This is a genomic window from Paenarthrobacter sp. NPDC090517, from assembly GCF_044769165.1.
Lineage (GTDB): Bacteria > Actinomycetota > Actinomycetes > Actinomycetales > Micrococcaceae > Arthrobacter.
The window spans coordinates 637764-656005 of sequence record NZ_JBIVXN010000001.1; the positions used below are offsets into that span (position 1 = coordinate 637764).

17 protein-coding genes are annotated in these 18242 nt (G+C 62.7%); 8 read left to right on the top strand and 9 right to left on the bottom strand.

Features of this window, described 5'->3' with window-relative positions; genetic code table 11:
• The first annotated feature begins 123 nt into the window (after positions 1-123).
• Genes ACIQTW_RS02945 through ACIQTW_RS02960 form a run of 4 tightly spaced genes read left to right on the top strand, consistent with a single transcriptional unit; the run spans position 124 to position 3408 of the window.
• On the top strand, positions 124-1176 hold the full coding sequence (locus ACIQTW_RS02945) for a thiamine pyrophosphate-dependent enzyme (protein ID WP_402933536.1): 1053 nt from the start codon (positions 124-126) through the stop codon (positions 1174-1176).
• Positions 1169-2254: an alpha-ketoacid dehydrogenase subunit beta gene (locus tag ACIQTW_RS02950; protein ID WP_402933539.1), complete on the top strand. Its 1086-nt coding sequence runs from the start codon at positions 1169-1171 to the stop codon at positions 2252-2254. Before ACIQTW_RS02945 ends, ACIQTW_RS02950 begins: the two co-directional genes overlap by 8 nt.
• The gene (locus tag ACIQTW_RS02955; protein WP_014922133.1) at positions 2247-2576 is read left to right on the top strand and encodes a biotin/lipoyl-containing protein; all 330 of its coding nucleotides are present in this window, start codon (positions 2247-2249) and stop codon (positions 2574-2576) included. The genes ACIQTW_RS02950 and ACIQTW_RS02955 overlap by 8 nt, the downstream gene beginning before the upstream one ends.
• A gap of 1 nt (position 2577) precedes the next feature.
• Entirely contained in the window at positions 2578-3408 is an 831-nt protein-coding gene (locus tag ACIQTW_RS02960; RefSeq protein WP_402933542.1) for an alpha/beta fold hydrolase, read from the top strand.
• 3 nt (positions 3409-3411) lie between these two features.
• On the opposite strand, the gene ACIQTW_RS02965 is transcribed toward ACIQTW_RS02960, so the two are convergent.
• Positions 3412-3825, bottom strand: coding sequence for a MarR family transcriptional regulator (locus ACIQTW_RS02965; RefSeq protein WP_402933545.1), 414 nt, complete (start codon positions 3823-3825; stop codon positions 3412-3414).
• A gap of 86 nt (positions 3826-3911) precedes the next feature.
• Between ACIQTW_RS02965 and ACIQTW_RS02970 the strand changes: the two genes are divergently transcribed.
• Positions 3912-4580, top strand: coding sequence for a phosphoribosyltransferase (locus ACIQTW_RS02970; RefSeq protein ID WP_402936189.1), 669 nt, complete (start codon positions 3912-3914; stop codon positions 4578-4580).
• A gap of 94 nt (positions 4581-4674) precedes the next feature.
• On the opposite strand, the gene ACIQTW_RS02975 is transcribed toward ACIQTW_RS02970, so the two are convergent.
• On the bottom strand, positions 4675-6009 hold the full coding sequence (locus ACIQTW_RS02975; RefSeq protein WP_091468291.1) for an MFS transporter: 1335 nt from the start codon (positions 6007-6009) through the stop codon (positions 4675-4677).
• Positions 6010-6138: 129 nt separating this feature from the next.
• Between ACIQTW_RS02975 and ACIQTW_RS02980 the strand changes: the two genes are divergently transcribed.
• Positions 6139-6885, top strand: a complete 747-nt coding sequence (locus ACIQTW_RS02980) for an IclR family transcriptional regulator (RefSeq protein ID WP_402936191.1) — start codon at positions 6139-6141, stop codon at positions 6883-6885.
• A gap of 7 nt (positions 6886-6892) precedes the next feature.
• On the opposite strand, the gene ACIQTW_RS02985 is transcribed toward ACIQTW_RS02980, so the two are convergent.
• A complete protein-coding gene (locus ACIQTW_RS02985; RefSeq protein ID WP_402933547.1) occupies positions 6893-8368 on the bottom strand; it encodes an APC family permease in 1476 nt (491 codons plus the stop codon).
• A gap of 235 nt (positions 8369-8603) precedes the next feature.
• On the opposite strand from ACIQTW_RS02985, the gene ACIQTW_RS02990 reads away from it, so the two are divergent.
• Complete coding sequence (locus ACIQTW_RS02990; protein ID WP_402933549.1) at positions 8604-9578, top strand: helix-turn-helix domain-containing protein; 975 nt, start codon at positions 8604-8606, stop codon at positions 9576-9578.
• Between the two features lie 3 nt (positions 9579-9581).
• Here the strand turns inward: ACIQTW_RS02990 and ACIQTW_RS02995 are convergent, their stop codons facing one another.
• The 6 genes from ACIQTW_RS02995 to ACIQTW_RS03020 form a co-directional block, all read right to left on the bottom strand.
• The gene (locus ACIQTW_RS02995) at positions 9582-10943 is read right to left on the bottom strand and encodes an MFS transporter (protein WP_402933552.1); all 1362 of its coding nucleotides are present in this window, start codon (positions 10941-10943) and stop codon (positions 9582-9584) included.
• Positions 10944-11029: 86 nt separating this feature from the next.
• Complete coding sequence (locus ACIQTW_RS03000) at positions 11030-14041, bottom strand: AAA family ATPase (RefSeq protein WP_402933554.1); 3012 nt, start codon at positions 14039-14041, stop codon at positions 11030-11032.
• Positions 14038-15243 carry an exonuclease SbcCD subunit D gene (locus tag ACIQTW_RS03005; RefSeq protein WP_402933557.1) on the bottom strand — a complete coding sequence of 402 codons (1206 nt, stop codon included), beginning with the start codon at positions 15241-15243 and terminating at the stop codon, positions 14038-14040. The genes ACIQTW_RS03000 and ACIQTW_RS03005 overlap by 4 nt, the downstream gene beginning before the upstream one ends.
• A gap of 68 nt (positions 15244-15311) precedes the next feature.
• Positions 15312-16244, bottom strand: coding sequence for an MIP/aquaporin family protein (locus tag ACIQTW_RS03010; RefSeq protein WP_402933559.1), 933 nt, complete (start codon positions 16242-16244; stop codon positions 15312-15314).
• A 139-nt stretch (positions 16245-16383) separates the two neighbouring features.
• Positions 16384-16728, bottom strand: coding sequence for a DUF202 domain-containing protein (locus ACIQTW_RS03015; protein WP_402933562.1), 345 nt, complete (start codon positions 16726-16728; stop codon positions 16384-16386).
• Positions 16729-16730: 2 nt separating this feature from the next.
• On the bottom strand, positions 16731-17087 hold the full coding sequence (locus ACIQTW_RS03020; protein WP_175538584.1) for a YidH family protein: 357 nt from the start codon (positions 17085-17087) through the stop codon (positions 16731-16733).
• 81 nt (positions 17088-17168) lie between these two features.
• Between ACIQTW_RS03020 and ACIQTW_RS03025 the strand changes: the two genes are divergently transcribed.
• Positions 17169-18239 carry an ADP-ribosylglycohydrolase family protein gene (locus ACIQTW_RS03025; RefSeq protein ID WP_402933564.1) on the top strand — a complete coding sequence of 357 codons (1071 nt, stop codon included), beginning with the start codon at positions 17169-17171 and terminating at the stop codon, positions 18237-18239.
• Positions 18240-18242: the final 3 nt, after the last annotated feature.

The following is an 18242-nucleotide window of genomic DNA, read 5'->3' on the forward strand; positions in this document are numbered from 1 at the left end:
CACAAAGAAGCCCTGCACAGTTTGTACTGTGTAGGGCTTCTTTGTGTTCCCAAATTGTACAAAGTGTTTCGTTTGAACTGAGCTGATTGCGCACACTCCCCCTGGGTGACTAGGGTCACAGCCATGACTACACATCCTGTGCTGGCCGCCGTCGATGATGACGCGGCCCCGCTCACCCACCAGCAACTACGTGAGCTGTACACCCTGATGGCAGCCGTCCGGCACTTGGACACTTCAGCCGTGGCCTGGCAGCGCCAGGGGATCATCCCGGGCTACGCGCCGGAACTCGGCCAGGAGGCCGCACAGGTGGGCAGCGGCTACGCCGTTGACCGGACCAGGGACTTCGTCTTCCCCACCTACCGCGAGATGGGCGTTGCCCGTGCCATGGGCCTGGACATGGTGGGCTACATGTCCACCCACAAGGCCACGTGGCACGGCGGCATGTACAACCCGCTGGAGTCCAGGTTCGCACCCATCCAGGCCGTGGTGGCAGGTTCAGTGCTGCACGCTGTGGGTTGGGCCCACGGCCAAACCCTGGCCGGCCACGCCAAGGGTGAAACGGGCGTAGCCATGACGTACTTCGGCGACGGCGCCTCCTCCCAGGGTGACGTCCACGAAGCCATGAACTTCGCCGCAGTCATGAAAGCCCCTGTGGTCTTCTTCATCCAAAACAACGGCTGGGCCATCTCCGTCCCTACGGAACGCCAGGTTGCCGGCGGCTCCGTCGCAGCTCGCGCCGCAGGCTACGGAATCCCGTCCTTGCAAGTGGACGGCAATGACGTCGTGGCAGTCTACGAAGCCACTCGTTCTGCTTTCGCGCACTGCCGCGCGGGCAACGGCCCCGTGGTCATCGAGGCCATGACCTACCGTCGCGGTCCGCACTCCACCGCGGACGATCCCGGCCGCTACCGCACGCTGGAGGAGGAACGCCTCGACGCCGGCGAGGATCCGCTGGAGCGGTTCAAGCAGCGGCTCCTCGCCGAAGGAGTGGCCGACGAGGCCTTCTTCGCGGACGCACAGCGCTCGGCTGAAGAAGAGGAAGAAGCCGTCCGGGCAGGCATCGCTGACCTGGGTCCAAGGCCCGGCGCCGAAATGTTCAGCCTGGTCTTCCAGGAACCAACGCCAGCCCTTCAATCCCAAGCCACCGCGTGGCGTGAGGAGTCCGAACATGCCTGAGACCATCACCGACCTGCGAACGACGGACAACAGCACGGACACCGCTGCAGCCGGCGTTCAGCAGCTTTCCATGCAGCAAGCACTCAACCGTGCACTCGACGAGGTCCTGGCTGAGAACCCCAAGACCGTCATTTTTGGCGAGGACTGCGGACGGCTTGGCGGCGTCTTTCGCATCACCGACGGCCTCCAGGCAAAACACGGCGAGGCACGCGTCTTCGACACCCCGCTCGCCGAGTCCGGCATCCTTGGCATGTCCGTGGGCCTGGCAATGGCAGGCTTCCACCCCATCCCGGAAGTCCAGTTCGACGGTTTCGCCTACCCGGCCATCAACCAGATCGTCTGCCAAATCGCGCGAATGAACTACCGCAGCCGCGGCACCCTACCCATGCCGATCACACTGCGTGTACCCAGCTTCGGCGGTATCCGCGCACCGGAACACCATGGCGAGAGCCTGGAAGCGCTCTTCGCGCACGTCCCCGGGCTCAAGGTGGTCTCCCCCTCCAACCCGCACGACGCCTACCATCTGATGAAGTACGCTGCCACCCGGCCGGACCCGGTGATCTTCATGGAGCCCAAGTCGCGCTACTGGCAAAAGGGGCCTGTGGACGTCACCACTCCGGTACCCGGTGAGGCAGCCCACGACGGCGACACGTCCAACGGCGGCAGCCTCACCGGCGCCCATGTGGCCAGGGAAGGCCGTCACCTCACCCTCGTTGCCTGGGGTGCCATGGTCTCCCGTTGCCTGCAGGTTGCTGAGCTGGCGGCCGAGGACGGGATCGACGTCGAGGTCCTGGACCTGCGGTGGCTTAAACCGATCGACGCAGAAGCCCTGGCGAGGTCTGTCGGGAAGACGCGCCGCGCCGTCGTCGTCCATGAAGCGCCGCTGACCTCAGGTTTGGGTGCGGAGGTGGCCCAGCTCATCACGCAGAGCTGCTTCGCCACACTCAAGGCGCCGGTTGAACGCGTGACCGGTTTCGACGTGCCCTACCCCTCCGGAGACCTGGAGGACGAATACATCCCCAACATCGACCGCATCCTCTTTGGGATCCAACGTGTACTGGAGTACCGTCGTGGCTGAAATTTCCTTCCCGCTCCCCGACCTCGGCGAGGGCCTCATTGAGGCGACCGTGCTGGACTGGCTCGTGGAGCCCGGTCAGCAGGTGGAACGCAACCAAGCGATAGTGGAGCTCGAAACCACAAAATCGGCCCTCGAATTGCCGAGCCCGCAGGCGGGTAAAGTGGTGCGTATTCACGGGGCGCCCGGTGACACCATCAACGTTGGCGAACCGCTGATTGTGTTCGAGGTTCCGGATGACACCGCCGGGATCGTGGGCACTGTTCCGAAGGACGAAGCACCCAAGCGCCGGGTCCGCCTGAGCGCCGTACTCGATGAGGACTGACATGATGACCGGCAGGCACACCATGGAACAGCACAGGCACACGGTAGAGGGAACGGACCCCGGGCTGTTCGTGGAAGTTCACGAGCCGTCCACCGACGCCGGGCTGCGCCCCGTCCTGCTGATTCACGGCTTCTCTTCCTCCACGAAACTGAACTGGGTGGACAGCGGGTGGATCACCACGCTTCAGGATGCCGGCCGCCGGGTCATCACCGTAGACCTGCCGGGTCACGGCCGGAGCCACTCCCCCGAGGACCTGGATTCGTACACCCCCAGCCGCATCCGCGCCGACCTCCTCCAAATAGTGACCGACGCCGGGGCCCGGCCCTTGCGCGACGGCGACCCGTCCACGGGACTCGACGTCATCGGCTATTCACTGGGATCGCGGCTGGCTTGGGAATTTGGCGCCACCCAGCCGGACTTGGTTCACCGCATTGTCCTGGGCGGGCCGAGCTCGGCAGATCCGTTGGCAGCTTTCGACCTCGTTGCCGCCCAGCGGCATCTGGCCGACGGCACACCCATTGAAGACTCGTCCACCGCCGGGCTCCTGAAGATGGCCCAGATGCTTCCTAGCAACAACCTGTTCGCCATGTTGTCGCTCATAGAGGCCATCAAGGGCGAGCCCTTTGATCCCGCGGAGGCCGCCCCGCACATGCCCCTCTTGCTCGTAGCCGGCGAGAAAGACGAACGGGCGGCCACCATGCCCGAGTTGGCCTCGATCGCCGGCAAGCGTGGAGGCATGGTGGAGACTCTGGTGATTCCGGGGCGCACCCATACCAACGTGATAACCAGCCGGGCGTTCAAGGAAGCCGCCGTCGAATTCCTCGGGGTATAGCAGTCAGCGGGCCAGCCGCTCAGCATTAAGGCTCATACGTTCCAGTACGCTGAGGGCCATTGCGTACTCGTCGATGCCGATGCCCATGGACAAGTCCTGACGCGCATCTTCCACCATCCGTTGGGCCTCGTGGTACTTTTCCCGACCACGTTCGCTCAGTGCCAGCCTGTCATCGATCATGGTGATCATTCCCCGCCCCACCAGGGCTGCAAGTTCCCGCTCGCGCAGCCGGGCATCGCCGCCCCACACCGGCTGGAGGATGTCCTCCAGCTGATCAGGCAGCAGGGCACCCTCCGAAAGAGTGCCCAAGGTGTGCCATTGGCGCTTAGTGAGCTTGATCCTGGCCAAGGTGGCGTCCAGCTGGACTTCCAATGCGGCGTCCAGCCTTTTGATCCAATATCCGATGGGCTTGTTCACAAGGCCATGCTTTCAGTGGGGGCGCCACCGGGCAAGGTCTGGACGGTAGGCTTGGGAGTGCAACGAATTACGTGGAAGTGGAGCAGATGGGCATGCGTTTCAAGGACCGCGCGGAAGCCGGTCGACGCCTGGCTGAAGGACTGCCCCAGCTGAGGGAACGGCCGGATACCATCGTCCTTGGCCTGGCCCGTGGCGGGGTCCCGGTAGCCGCAGCCGCAGCTGCAGAACTGTACTTGCCGTTTGGCGCTGTACTGGTCCGCAAGCTGGGCATTCCGGGGCGTGACGAGACCGCTTTCGGGGCATTGGCTTGGTCCCGGGGGGACGTCCTTAGGATCGTCAACAGACCCCTGAAGGAGCTTGTCCTGGCCCACGGCATTTCCCAGTCCGCCTTGGATGCAGTGGAAGCGCATGAGCGTGCCGAACTTATCCGTCGCGCCAACCGCTACCCGGGTATCAGCCACGATCTCCGCGGAAAGACCGTGGTGCTGGCCGACGACGGCCTGGCTACGGGGGCCACCATGCGGGCAGCCGTGGAGGCGGTCCGGGCGGGCGGGGCCGGCACAGTCGTCGCGGCGGTACCGGTTGCCTCGCTGGAAGCCTCGACGTCGCTGGGTCGGGTTTGCGACTTTGTGATGGCGTTGCACACTCCCGGAAAGTTCCATGCTGTCGGCGCCTTCTACGAACGCTTCGAGCAGTTGTCGGACGACGACGTCGTAGGCCAGCTTGAAACTGCAGAGGCCAGCGGCCGCAAGTAGCCGCCGTCGTCCATAAACGCGAAGAGTCCTGCGGGGACGCAAAGACGGGCGCGGCCCCTGGACCGCGCCCGTCTTTTGGACTTTGTTGGAGCTTCTAGTGGTGGACGCTGTATCCCAACGGACGACCCCGGGTTTCCTTGGCCAGGATCACGCCAATGGCAGAGATAACGCACAGCACCATGATGTAAATGCCCACCGAGCCGGACCACTTGGTGGTGTCCAGGAGTGCTTGGGCAATGAGGGGAGCGAAGGCACCGCCCAGAATTGCACCCAACGCGTACCCGATGGATATTCCCGAGTAGCGGACCTGGGCCGGGAACATCTCCGCATACATGGCAGACATTGGACCATAGGACAGACCCAACCCAATGGTAAGGACGAACAATGCGGTTCCGTAGAGCACGATGTCCTTGGAATCGATGAGCACGAACATGGGAATCATCCAGGCAAAGACCAGGCCGTAGCCGATGAGGAAAGTCTTGACGCGGCCGATCTTGTCAGACAACCAGCCACCCACCATGGTGAAGATGAGCCAGCCAAACGAAGCGATGGTAGTGGCCAGCAAAACCTGGGGCGTGGGCATCTTCAACGTACGTGTGGCGTAGGAGATGAAGAAGGCAATCAACAAGTAGCCAGCGGCGTTGTTGGCGATGAAGATCAGCGCGGCCAGGACCACTTCCTTCTTGTTCTTCCGGAACAATTCACCCAAGGGCGCCTTGCTTTCGGCCTTGCGCTGAGCGATCTCCTTGAAGACAGGGCTTTCGCCGACTGCGCGTCGAATGAGGTAGCCCACCACGATGAGGACCACGGACAGCAGGAACGGAACGCGCCATCCCCAGGACGCGAAATCTTCCTTGGACATGCCCGACTGCAGCAGGAACAAGAGCCCGGTGGCCAGGATCATGCCGATCGGAACACCGATCTGCGGGTAGGCACCGAACAGTCCGCGCTTTTTGAGGGGCGCATGCTCCACAGCCATGAGTGCAGCACCACCCCATTCGCCACCGGCCGAGAATCCTTGGACCACACGCAGGGTGATCAGGAGGATGGGGGCCCAGACACCGATGGTGGCGTAAGTGGGCAGCATCCCGATCAATGCGGTGGCAGCACCCATCATGACCAACGTCATTACGAGCACGGCCTTGCGGCCCAGGCGGTCACCGAGGTGCCCGGCCACAAAGGCGCCCAGAGGCCTGAACAAGAAGCTGATGCCGATGGTGGCGAACGACAGGAGCTGGGCGACTCCCGGGTTGGACTTCTCCAAAGGAGAAAGGAACAACGGTGCCAACAGCGTGGCTGTCAGCTGGGCAAAGATGAAGAAGTCGTACCACTCAATGGTGGTGCCCACCAGCGTCCCGGCCAGAACCCGGCGCTCTTCGCGCTTGGTGCTTGGCCCTGACGGTGAATCGACAGTGGAAGTTTCGGTCATTGGAACTCCATGGGGTGAGAGTGACTGGTCGGCACGTGACTTGCATTAACCGACAGAACGGTCAGTTAGGAAAGAATACTACAACCTGTGACTCAAAGCACAGACCCCTGTCGTGTCGACCACCATAGAATGGTTCGCATGAATCCCCGCAGCGACGTCAAAGGTCCGCCGGAAACGGCAACGCAGGTTCCGCCGTCGCAAACGCTCTCCCGCGGTATCCGCGCGCTGGAAATTCTGGCAGCGGCTGAACGCCCCCTCAGCATTGCCGAACTCACGGAGGCCCTCGGGGTCCACCGGTCCGTGGCCTATCGAATTTTGAGGACGCTTGAGGACCACTCGTTGCTGGTGCGTGACGACTCCGGCCGCGTGCAGCCGGGCCCGGGACTGTCGGTCCTGGCCCGCGGAGTCTCGCGGAACCTGCAAACCGCAGCACTACCCGAGCTCACCCAGTTGGCGAACACACTGCACATGACTGCCTTCGTGGCGGTGTGGGACCACCAGGAATGCGTCAACCTGGTCACCGTTGAGCCTCGACACTCAGGTGCCGCCCTCGCCCAGCACCCGGGCAACCGCCACCCCATCGCCACCGGCGCTCCCGGGATCGCCATCCAATCAACCATGACGGAGGACCGCTGGCAGCAGGTAGGAGCAGGGAACCCCTACCGCGCCGAAGCGCACGAAGCCCGCCGCCTGGGCTACGCAACCAGCCACGACGAAGTCATCGCCGGCCTGTCCTCCATCGCCGCCCCCATCCGCGTTCCGGGCGGCCGGCCGGCGGCGATCGCCGTCGTCTATATCCGCTTGGACCAGGACGCTGACGCCGTGGGCAAGGCGCTGGCCGACAGTGCTGCTCGTATCGAAAGCCAGCTGGCCTGATTCCCCTTTAGTCCTCTGCTCCATGGCCGATCCGGGCGTACAGTGCCGGCTGCGAGCGCCGGAGGCGCAAGCCCCAGATGACGCCCGCAACCCCGGGCAGCAGCACCAGCAACGGCAAGACGAACGTAGCGGCCGTTGACTCGGTCTGCCCCAGCAAGACGTTGAAGTTAACCATGATGAGCACGAAAACAACCGCCAGCAGCACGAATCCCAGTCCAGGAGCGATGACCCTCACCCACAGGCTGGCCCCGTGCTGCTGCCGCCGGAAGAAACCGATCACAGCTACCGACACCACGGTCATCAGCAGCACCAGCCCCATGGCACCGCTGTTGGTCAGCCAAGTGAACATGGTCAGTACGGGGTACAGTTCACCGAGTTCGGAACTTGCACCGGCAATCGCAAAGCCAAGCATTACGACGACGGCGATCACCGTTTGCGCCAGCGAACCGGCGAACGGTGCCCCACTTTCCGCCCGCACCTTGGCGAGCGCCGACGGCAGGACGCGCTCGCGGCCGAGGGAGAAGAAATAGCGTGCTACGGCGTTGTGGAAACTAACGAGTGCGGCGAAAAGGCTCGTGACAAAGAGGATCTGGGCTATGTCGCTGAGCAGCAGGCCCCCATGGGTGCCCAGGAAAGCAAAAATCATGTCCGGCCCGTTGGTAGTAGCCGCCTCGACCACGGCGGATGGTCCTGCCCCTACGCTCATTGCCCAGGCGGATACAGCATAGAAGACAGCGATGATTCCCACAGCGGCAAACGTTGCCCTTGCGACCGTTCGTTTGGGGTCCTTGGATTCTTCACCGTAAATTGCGGCGGATTCGAAGCCCATGAAGGCCGCGATCCCAAAGGAGAGGACTGCGCCGATGCCGGGAACAAACAAGCTTTCGGGACTGAAAGTCACTGCGCTGATCCCTTCCGGAGCCACGGAGAGGCTGATGACGTCGTACACGATGACCACCAGGAACTCGAGGGCCACCAGGACACCAAGCACCTTGGCGGACAGGTCCACCCTGTTCACCCCCAGCCACCCGACAACTGCGATGCATAAGAGCACGGGGATCCACCAGGGAACACTGACACCAAGCCGCGCGGATAGGAGCGAGGAGACCGTAAAGCCGAACAAACCGTAGATGCCCACCTGCATCAGGTTGTAGGCCATGAGGGCGATCAGCGATGCCCCCACACCGGCCGGCCTTGAGATACCCTGCGCTATGTAGGCGTAGAAGGCACCGGCGTTGGTGACGTAGCGGCTCATTGCCGCGTAGCCCACGGCGAACAGCGCCAGGATTCCGCCCAGAATCAGGAATGACAACGGCACCCCGGTCACGCCGGTGACCGCGAAGGTGGTGGTCACACCTCCCGCCAGCACAGTCAGCGGTGCAGAGGCCGCGATAATCATGAAGGTCACTGCCGGTACGCCGAGCCGCCGTTTGGTACCGACTGTTCCGGCGGTCCTGCCCTTGACGGGGTTATCCACGCTCATAGTGTGCTCCTGCCTCGGTGCCGCGGGAGATTACACGGCACGGTGTCTGTCATTCCGCAATCTTCCACCGCAGGGAGCGTGCGTGACTTGTCTCACACGGCAGGGTAGTTGTCGCTGCACGCAAGCACGGCCGAACCCGGGCCCCGGTGTAGAATCGTGGGCAAGCTCACGTCCGCGTTATCGGCATTACAGCCTTGGAGGCAACGGCGCCCGCGGGCCCTTGAAAGGGAGTTTGATGACCGTCGCGGCAGATATGGGCCCCGCAACCGTGGAAACCATCGTGGCGGAGTCGTTCCAGGAGTGGAGCAAGGCAATCTCCACTTCCTTCGTACCCCTGTTGGCAACGGGGCCGGGCAGTTCTTCCGTCCAGGGGGCAACATTCCACGGAACCATGCGTGCACGAGTGCTGGGGCAGATCTCCGTGGTGGAGATTACTGCCGGGCCCCATACGGTCATGCGCACCCAGGAGCTGATAGCAAAGTCCACAGGGCGGTTCTTCAAACTCAGTATTCAGCTCGCTGGATCGGGCCGCCTGGTCCAGGACGAACGCGAAGCCGTGTTGCGTCCCGGTGATCTCTCCATCTACGACACCTCCCGCCCCTATCAGTTGTCGTTCGACGACGACTTCCGCACTTTGGTGCTGATGTTCCCGCATGTCCTGCTGGACCTTCCGGCCGAGGCCATGGGGCACGTGACCGCCTTGCGCATTCCTGGCGACGAGGGCCTCGGCGAATTGATCAGTCCCTTCCTGGTGAAACTGGCCGACAACCTTGAAGCCCTCTCGGGCACCAACGGGCTCCGGCTGGTGCACAATGCACTGGACCTGGTGACCACGCTCTTCAACGGTGAACTCGATCAATTGATCGAGACGGGCCGGGATCCGCATCTCCTGCTGCTGGGCCGCATCCACGATTACATCGAAGCCAATCTCGGGGACTCCGAGCTCTCCCCCGGGACCATCGCGGCAGCCCACTACATCTCCACGCGGCACCTGCACGATCTCTTTCAGGAAATAGGGACGACCGTGGCCTCGTCCATCCGGCAACGACGACTCGAACGATGCCGGCGCGACCTCAGGGATCCGGTCCTGGCCGATCGACCGGTCACTGCCATCGCCGCCCGGTGGGGGTTCACCGATGCTGCCCATTTCAGCCGGATCTTCCGGGCCGCGTTCGGGAACTCTCCCACCGGTTACCGCAACGCCGCTTAGCAGCTAAGCCTGAGGCTGTCGCTTCATCACCAACGACGTAACAACGCCCAGCAGCAAAAGGCCCGCAGCCGCCGCCATTGAAACCACGAATGCCGCCCCCGGGCCTTGCGTTTCAGCCAGTTGCCCGGCCAAGTACGAGCCAAGCGCTGTTCCAGCGACAATCCCGCTGGCGAGGGCCGTCATCACCGTTGCCATGCGCCCTGCCGGCGCCACCACGCCGCCAATGCTAAAGACTGTCACCATCACCGGCCCCACGGGAATGCCCAGTATCAGCAGAACAAGAACCATGGGCCAGATGCCCGCGGGGAGAAGCAGCAAAAGGGACAAAACGGACATCGTGAGCGCTGCGGCAACCCAACGGGAAGCCAGGCTGAACCGTTGCGGCCAAAACGCCACGGACAGGGCAGCCACAGCAGAGCTCAGGCCCATTACTGCGTACAGGAGTCCAGCGATCTCGGCCGTAGCGTACTGCGCAGAGAAAGCACTTAGTGCGTTTTGCGTCGCACCAAAGAATGTCCCCATGCACACCATCGCCACCACCGGAACGGCCACCACAGCCCCCGCCCAACGGTTGCGCCGCTGCCGACCCACGTGGGGGGACTGCTCTCCGGGAGTCACGACGCCGGCATTCGGCTTCCGAGGTGCCGGTACAACGGCCAACTGGCTGGGATGAATCGCAAAAGCAGGAACCAACGTGATGGTCATCACGGCTGCCAAGGCGAGTGGCAACCAGGGTGCCACCATGCTTGCCAGGACACCCACAAGGGCAGGGCCGAGGACAAAGGTGACCTCGTCCGCGGTGCCTTCATAGGACAGAGCGGTATCCAGGTCAGCCCGGTTGGCTGCAACGCTTCTGCCTCCGTTGGCTGACGACGGGGATAAGTTGCGGGTTGTCAGCGCCATCCATCGGACACGGGCCATGGGACCCACCTGGGGGCAGCTGGCTCCCGCGAGGAAAGCTGCAATGAGGACACCCACTGCATCGCCCGCTGAGCCATAGCCGGGAGTGAGGTACGCCGCAGCAAGGAGGCCGGCGACCGCAAGGGTGTTGATGACTGCGGCCACGAGGAGCACGATCCGCTGCCCGGCCCGGTCAGCCAACGAGCCGAGGACGGGAGCACCCAACGCTGAGCCGATGCCCACCGCTCCGGCCGCCATGCCGCCAATCGCGTAGGAGTGGCTGACTGCAGTGACCAGCGTCAGGGTACCGACTGTCAGCATTGCCAGGGGGAGCCTGGCGAAAAGGCCCAAGGGAAGGAAGCCGGGTCCGGCCAGTTCGGGAAGCCGCGCGAAGCGGCCCGGCAGGCGTGAGGGGCGTGCGGCAGCCGATGATAGCGGCTGTGTAACTAAAGAAGATTTTTCCATTAATCCGGGTTCGCTAAAGTGTGCGCATCGTCCCTCCTCCCGATGCGCGCGACCCGGTGTAACGGGTTAAGTCTATCGGACAGCTGTCAGACCGGTACGGCGTCGGCAATCCGCACGTTGGAACCGTGTCTGCCCTTCACCACTTGTAGCTGGCTGGTAATGCGTTGCTTCATCTCCCCAACGTGACTGACGAGGCCAACTACCCGGCCGCCGTCGCGCAGTCCCTCCAAGGCGTCCATCACCTGCTCCAAGGCTTGTTCATCGAGACTGCCGAAGCCTTCGTCAACAAACAGTGTCTCGATGTCCACGCCCCCGGCCTCCTGCTGGACTACGTCGGCCAGGCCAAGGGCCAATGACAACGACGCCATGAAGGATTCGCCTCCCGAGAGCGTGGAAGTGTCCCGCCGTTGGCCGGTCCACTCGTCCACGACTTCAAGACCGAGGCCGGACTTCGCGCCTCTGGCGGCCTTGGCGTCCGTATGCTGCAAGGTATATCTGCCGTCGCTCATGGCCACGAGCCGCTCGGAGGCGGCGATTGCCACTTGTTCCAGCCGTGCAGCAAGGACATAAGTATTCAGGCTCATCCGGTAGCTGTTGTCGCCCGATCCCCTCACGGTGTCGGCCAGCTCAGCAAGCATGTGCGCCCGGTTCCGCGGCCCGCTTCCTGCTTGTGCCAAGGCCAAATACTGCCTCCGGAACCGGGTAACAGCGTCCACCGATTTTGCGGCAAGACCCGCAGACAAAGCCTTGGCCCGTGCAATGTCTGCGGCATTGGAAGCAATCAGCTTCGCTTCAGCAAGTTCAGCTTCTCCCAAGGGATGCTCATCCATGCTGGCTTCCTTGGCGGCAAGGACCAGGTCCTCACTGGCAAACAACTCATCCAAACGGGATGATTCAGCCTCGAAATCTGCCAGGTCTTTCTCAAGGCCCACAACATCGGCCGGTGAGAGGATCTCCAGGCGAGCCTCGTCAGCGGAGGTGAATCCGGATTCCGGCAAAGCTTTTTGGAGCGACAAGGCGGCGTCTTCCCGGGCTTGTACTGCTCGCTCCAGTTCGCGGTCTGCATCCGCAGCTGCTTGCAGAAGTTCCTGCTCAACCATCAATGCTTCCAGCCGCTCGCGCAGGCTCGGGAAGTCGCCCTTTAAGCCAGCCAGATCCTTTTCAAGGACAACGAATTGCTCCTGAAGCAGGTGAACGGCGGACGACGCGTGGGCTGCCGCGCTCACCGACGCGTCATGTTCCTCCTGCATCAGGGAAATGTGCTTGGTGAGGGCTTCCTGCCGGCCCCGAAGCTTCTCCAGCGAGCCTGCCGCTTTACGTGCCTCCGCACTAGCTTCCTGGGCAGATCTCAGTTTGGCCTCCGCCTCAGCAGCATCGGTTGAACCTCCCTGGGCAACGAGTCCAGCGAGCACCTGGGCTAAGGAGGAAACTTGCTCGGCGAGGAGCCCCAGAGCTTTTTCACTGGCCTCGAACTGTTCCTTGGCTTCTTCCTCTTCCTGGGCAAGGGAGAGTGCTGACCGCACAGCTTCGGCGGGGTTGGGGTGTTCTGCACTTCCGCAAACAGCGCACGGCTTACCGTCTTCCAGTGCCGCTGCCAGTTCCCCTGCTGCGTTGGCCAAACGCAACTCGCGGACGTCGAGCCACTGTTGCCGGAGGTCCTGCGACGCCGACCGGGCCTGGACGTGCTTTCCAGTAACCTTGGCCAACTCGCTGGCAGCCGTGTCATGGCGGGCCACGACTCGAACCAGCTCCGCCGCGGCCTCCGCATCCCGCTCCAGTTCTGTCAGTTGGCCAGCCAAAGGCTCGAGCGGCTGGATCTGCGACTCCACAGCGGACACGTCGTCGCGCAGCTGTTCCAGCACGGCCGCCGAAGCCTCGGCAGCGGCTTGATGTTCCGCCGTTTGACCACGCTTGGCGGCAAGGCGCGCAGTGATCTCTTCCAATCGCTGCTCATCGTGCAGCCGGGCCTCAAGGACTGCGCTGATTGCCTTGACATTTTCCAAGGCAGCGGCAGTGTTTGTTGCCTCCAAGCCGGCCGCAGCAAGTTTCCCTCGGAGGCCTTCCGTCCGCGCAGCCGCGGTTTCGAGTTTACGCGCTGCAGTATCGACCGCTTCCAGATGTCCGCTGAGCACAGCAGCGCGTCGGTGCCTTCCGAGCATCTCTTTGTTCTCCAGAGCCCGGGGAGCTGCCAGTTCAAGCAGGACCCGCCGCTGCATTGCAGCGCCGAGCCGCCCATGCCGGAGCGCTTTCTCCTGCGCCTCTTGGAATTGCTCCATGAGGCGGTTGGACAATGACTCTGCCGCAGCAGACTCGTCCAGCCTGCGCTCCCATTCAGCTTTGACTTCTGTCTCCACACCGGAAAGCCAGGACTCAGGCTCCTGACCCGGCTCCTTGCCGGCGGTTGGAGCGGCAGCGGCAAGACCGAGTTGTTCCTGTTCCGCGGCAACCCGGTCAAGCAGCAGCTTGAGTTCGGACGCGTTCTCCTGCACGGCACGGGTGGCCTCGGTTGCTTGCTGAACGACTTGGCGTTCAACAGCTTCAAATCGTTGCGTGCCGAACAACTTTTGGAGGAGTTCCAACCGGTCGTTGGCCTTGGACCTCAGGAAAGCCGCGAAGTCGCCTTGAGGCAGCATCACTACCCGGGTGAACTGCTCCCGATCCATGCCAAGGACGTCCGAGAGCTCGGCACCTACCTCGTCGTTCCTGGAAGACTTCTCTTCCCAGCTCCCTGCCACACGTTCCCTGAGGAGGGTCTTGGCCTGCTGGGTGGTGAATCCGTTGCGCCCGCGAGCGCTGGGCCGGTCCCAGGCCGGCGAACGCGTCACTTCAAAACGGCGCCCGCGTGCTGAGAACTCACAGACCACGCGCGGCTCCGCGGCTGGCGCCGCATGGTCGCTTCGTAGCCGTTTCCCTTCTTGGCGTGCACCGGGAACGGACCCGTACAGCGCGAAACAGATGGCATCCAGAATGCTGGTCTTGCCGGCACCCGTAGCGCCATTGAGGAGGAAAAGACCCTGTGCGCTCAGATGATCGAAGTCAATATGTTGGGGCGTCGCAAACGGACCGAAGGCTTCGATGTCCAAACGATGAATTCTCACAGCTCAGCCTCCTGCAACCGGACAGCTTCAAGCGCTTCCTGCAGCGCCGCTTCCTCTGCATCGCTGGCACCGCGATCCCTGACATGTTCCAGAAAACCACAGCAGACTCCAAGGTCGTCTTCGGCAGCGGCGAGCCGATTACTGTAACTGGTGGAAGTCCGTGCCTCCGCGCCTTGGGGATCGAAGGAGAGAACGAGGGTATCGGGGAAGCGGGTGCGCACCCTCTCCATGGCCTGCGCGGGCCGTTGTGCATCCGTCAATGTGATCTGGCAGTAAGCACTCTCTGCCCAGGTGTGTTCTTCGGCGCCGAGCAGATCATCCAGCGTCCCACGCAACGTGGCGAGGGACTTGGGGGCATCCCAAACAACTTCCTCAACAGCGATTACTCCGTCGGCGTCAAGGTCCACCAGCCAGGCACCTTTGTGGTGGTTGGCCTCCGAGAATGAATAGGCCAAGGGAGAACCGGAGTAACGGACATTGGGTGCCAATTCCTGCCGCCCATGGAGGTGACCCAGTGCGGTGTAGGCGAAGTCTTCAAAGAGATCCAATGGAACGGCGCCCAGGCCGCCGATGCTCAGGTCCCGTTCGCTTTCCGAAGTAAGGCCCCCACTGGCAAAGGTATGCGCGAGGACCACCGGATACACGGGTCCGGAAGCGCGGCGGGCTTCAACATCCTGATGGATCCGCTCCACTGCCGCCAAAGTGACATCAAAGTGGTTGGCGTTCTCAGCGCCCAGGCGCTCGGCCACGAGCCGGGGTTCAAGATAGGGGATGCCGTAGATGGCGACGTGGCCGTTTCCTGTGCCGTCCTTGCCATGTCCATCGGCGCCATGTCCATCGGCTCCCAGGGGAAAGAGGATCGGCACATCAAGATCTTCCACGTGCGTCCTCAAGTGCACTCCCCCGCGTTCCAGCAGACGCGAGGCAAAGCCCAACCTGATGGCTGAGTCGTGGTTGCCACTGGTCAGGACAACCCCGGCCCCTGCCTGAGTAATGCGCACCAGGGCATCATCAAGCAGTTTGACCACATCCAGCCCGGGCAAGGCACGATCGTAGACGTCTCCGGCTATCAGCACCACGTCAACGGACTTGGATTCAACCAGCGACACCAACTGGTCCACGAATTTGCGTTGGGCTTCAAGCATGCCAACGCCGTGGAATGACCGGCCAAGGTGCCAATCGGAAGTATGAAGTAACCGCATATTCTCAAGTTAACCGGGGGCACCGACAATAAAGCGCAGGCGAGCCGTCCGCCGTCGATCCCGTGAGGTTATTTGCCCTTTGTGCCGTCGAAGAAGTCGCGGGCGTCATCATTGACCGGCGCAGTCGCAACACGTCGGGTAGCGGCCTCGTCAGATTTCGCAGGAGCTTCCTTGACCCTGTCGACCTCAAGCGGCTCCTCGTTGGCATCGAAGGCGTCGTTCAGCCCATCGCTGCCGCCCTGGACGTCATCGGTCACGGCGACGGTGGTATGTGACAGGCCTTGGAAGCCACGGAAAGCAAGGCCGGCAAGGGCGGCACCCATCAGTGGGGCCACCCAGAAGAGCCACAAGCTGCCTATCGCCCAAGGCGAGCTGAAGAATGCCTGGGCGGTTGCCCGCGCAGGGTTGAAGGGAAGGTTTCCCAGTACCTGTCCGAGCTGAAGCAGAACAGCCATTGCAAGGCCTACGGCGAAGGGCGCCATGGCAGGAAGTGCCCGGCGGCCTGCGGTCGCGCCAAGGAACACTGCCACAATGAGGGCCGAACCAAGGACTTCAACCAGCAGAACTCCCGCCATCTGCGTTTGTGCGGAAGCATGCTCACCGAACCCCGGGGCAACGACGTCGAACGCCGCCCTGGCGTCCGTGAGGACAGGCACGGTGGTCACCACGAAATAGATCAAAGCAGCACCAACGACGCTGCCAATGATTTGCGCCGCCACATAGGCGACGGCCGCTACGGACCGGATGCGGCCGGCAATCAAATTGCCTAAGGTGATCACCGGATTGAAGTGCCCTCCGGAGACGTAGCCGAAAGCCAGCATTGCCACGGTTACGGCAAGGCCAGTGGCAAGAGCCACCGGCAAGGGGGCCCCACCAGGATTCGAAAAAATGCCGACCCCCACTGCGGCAACCACAACGAACATCGATCCCAAAGCTTCCGCCGACAGCCGGGCAAGAAGTCCCGGTTGGGTGTCGGGTGTGGCTTGTACAGGAGAGGTCATGTCGAGTGAGTCCTTACGGTTGGTATGGATGCCGGGTATCACCGGCCGCACGCTGGCATTGGCAGGGGCAATGAAAGCTCAAAGCCACTGAGTATCTTGCCAGCCGAGTCTGGGCGGTTGCTGAATCCCGCCCTTGAGCTTATCCGCCCAGGGCAATGGCTGCGATGGCAGTGGCACCGAGACCCATCACCGCCAGCGTGCTGACCAGGACAAGCCGGGCTGATGCTGCCTCGTTTCCAACGTGGAGTTGGCGTGAGCGAACCCACACCACGGACGCCAGAACGATGGTGGCAAGTGCCGCCATGAGTGCACAGATCCCTTGGTAATCAAGTCCAGGAAGGCCGGCAACGAGGATGCCGGTGGAGGGCTCAGACGTCAGCCAACTCCGCCAAATGAACAAGTCCACCACCACCAGTGAGATCAACGTCCGTCGCCATGCCAAGGTGGTGCGCTCGGGCTGTAATCCGGGGTCGCGGACTTCCATACTTACCGCGCCACCAGTATCAATACAGCAAAAGCGAACGCTGCTACGGCAACAACAATGGTCATGAACAGCATGACCCTGGAGAACGGGAGCGCCTGATCATTGCGCATGGCGGCTTCCATCTGCCCCCAACGGCGGTAGGAAAGCGCCGCCAGCCCCGCCCCGACCAGCGCCAGCAACACACAAAGGACTAACCGGACGGGTGTGGGCGCGATGTTCGGAGCCAGCTGGTCAACGGCAACTGCGCCGGCGAGCAAGGCCAGGGACGTGCGGATCCACGCAAGGAAGGTGCGCTCGTTGGCAAGGGAAAACCTGTAGTCGGGCGTCTTGCCTGTCCGTCGCCAAGCAGGTTCACGCAAAAGGTCACTCCAAGTTCTGTCAGTGCCGGGCAGCTTCCCCACCATATCAGCGCAGGTTCACGGGCACGGTAAGTTACTGGCATGAGTGTTGAGCCTAAGTCCCCCGCTGTTCCTTCCTTCGAATCCCGTGTCCAGGGGGCACTTTTGGGAGGAGCCCTGGGTGATTCCCTTGGTTATGCCGTGGAGTTCGACTCCATTGCCGCAATTCGTGCACGCTACGGTTCCGGCGGCCTGACGTCTTTCGCGCAACTCGACGGCCGCAGCCACTTCTCGGACGACACGCAAATGACGTTGTATACCGTTGACGGTCTTGTGGAAGCGCTCGAATGGGCCAACGACGGCGTAGCGGCGGACGAAATCGCCTGCCTTTGGCTGGCCTACCTCCGCTGGCTCGCCACCCAGGATGTAGCTGTTGCCTCCTCCGCTCCCGTTCCGCAACCGCGCTGGATCGATGCCCAGGAGGTCCTGCGTCACCGCCGTGCACCCGGAAATGCCTGCCTCAGCGGTTTGGCAACGGGGGAAATGGGAACAGTTGCACGGCCAGTCAATGCCGACTCCAAAGGTTGCGGCACTGTGATGCGTTCAGCCCCGTTCGGACTCATCCCCCACATTCCGCGTGAAGCCGTGTACAAGCTCAGCTCGGACGCCGCTTCGTTGACGCACGGACACCCTTCGGCGCGACTCAGCGCAGCAGCATTTAGCCTGCTGATCCACAACATCGTGGCCGGAAGCGACATCCGCACCTCCGCTATCCAGGCCCTCAGCTATGTCAACGGTGTCCCCACCAAAGCACCCGAGCTGGCGGATCGGCTGGAAGCCGCCCTGCAGTTGTCAATGCAGCCTGCCCCACTGGACCCGGAAGGACTGACCACAGCGCTCGGTGAGGGCTGGATTGCCGAGGAGGCACTCGCCGTCGGCCTCTATGCTGTGCTGTCCACCAGCGGCAGCACGCCGGCAGAACACTTCCGCAATGCCATAACCGTGGCCATCAACCACAGCGGCGACAGCGACTCCACAGGCTCCATAGCCGGAAACATCCTGGGGGCATACTACGGTGAAGACTGTCTTCCGTCCGACTGGCTCGACGCCCTGGAAGCGCCTGAAGTCATTCGCGGCATGGCGGACAAATTGCTTGCCGTCACCACCGGCTAAACC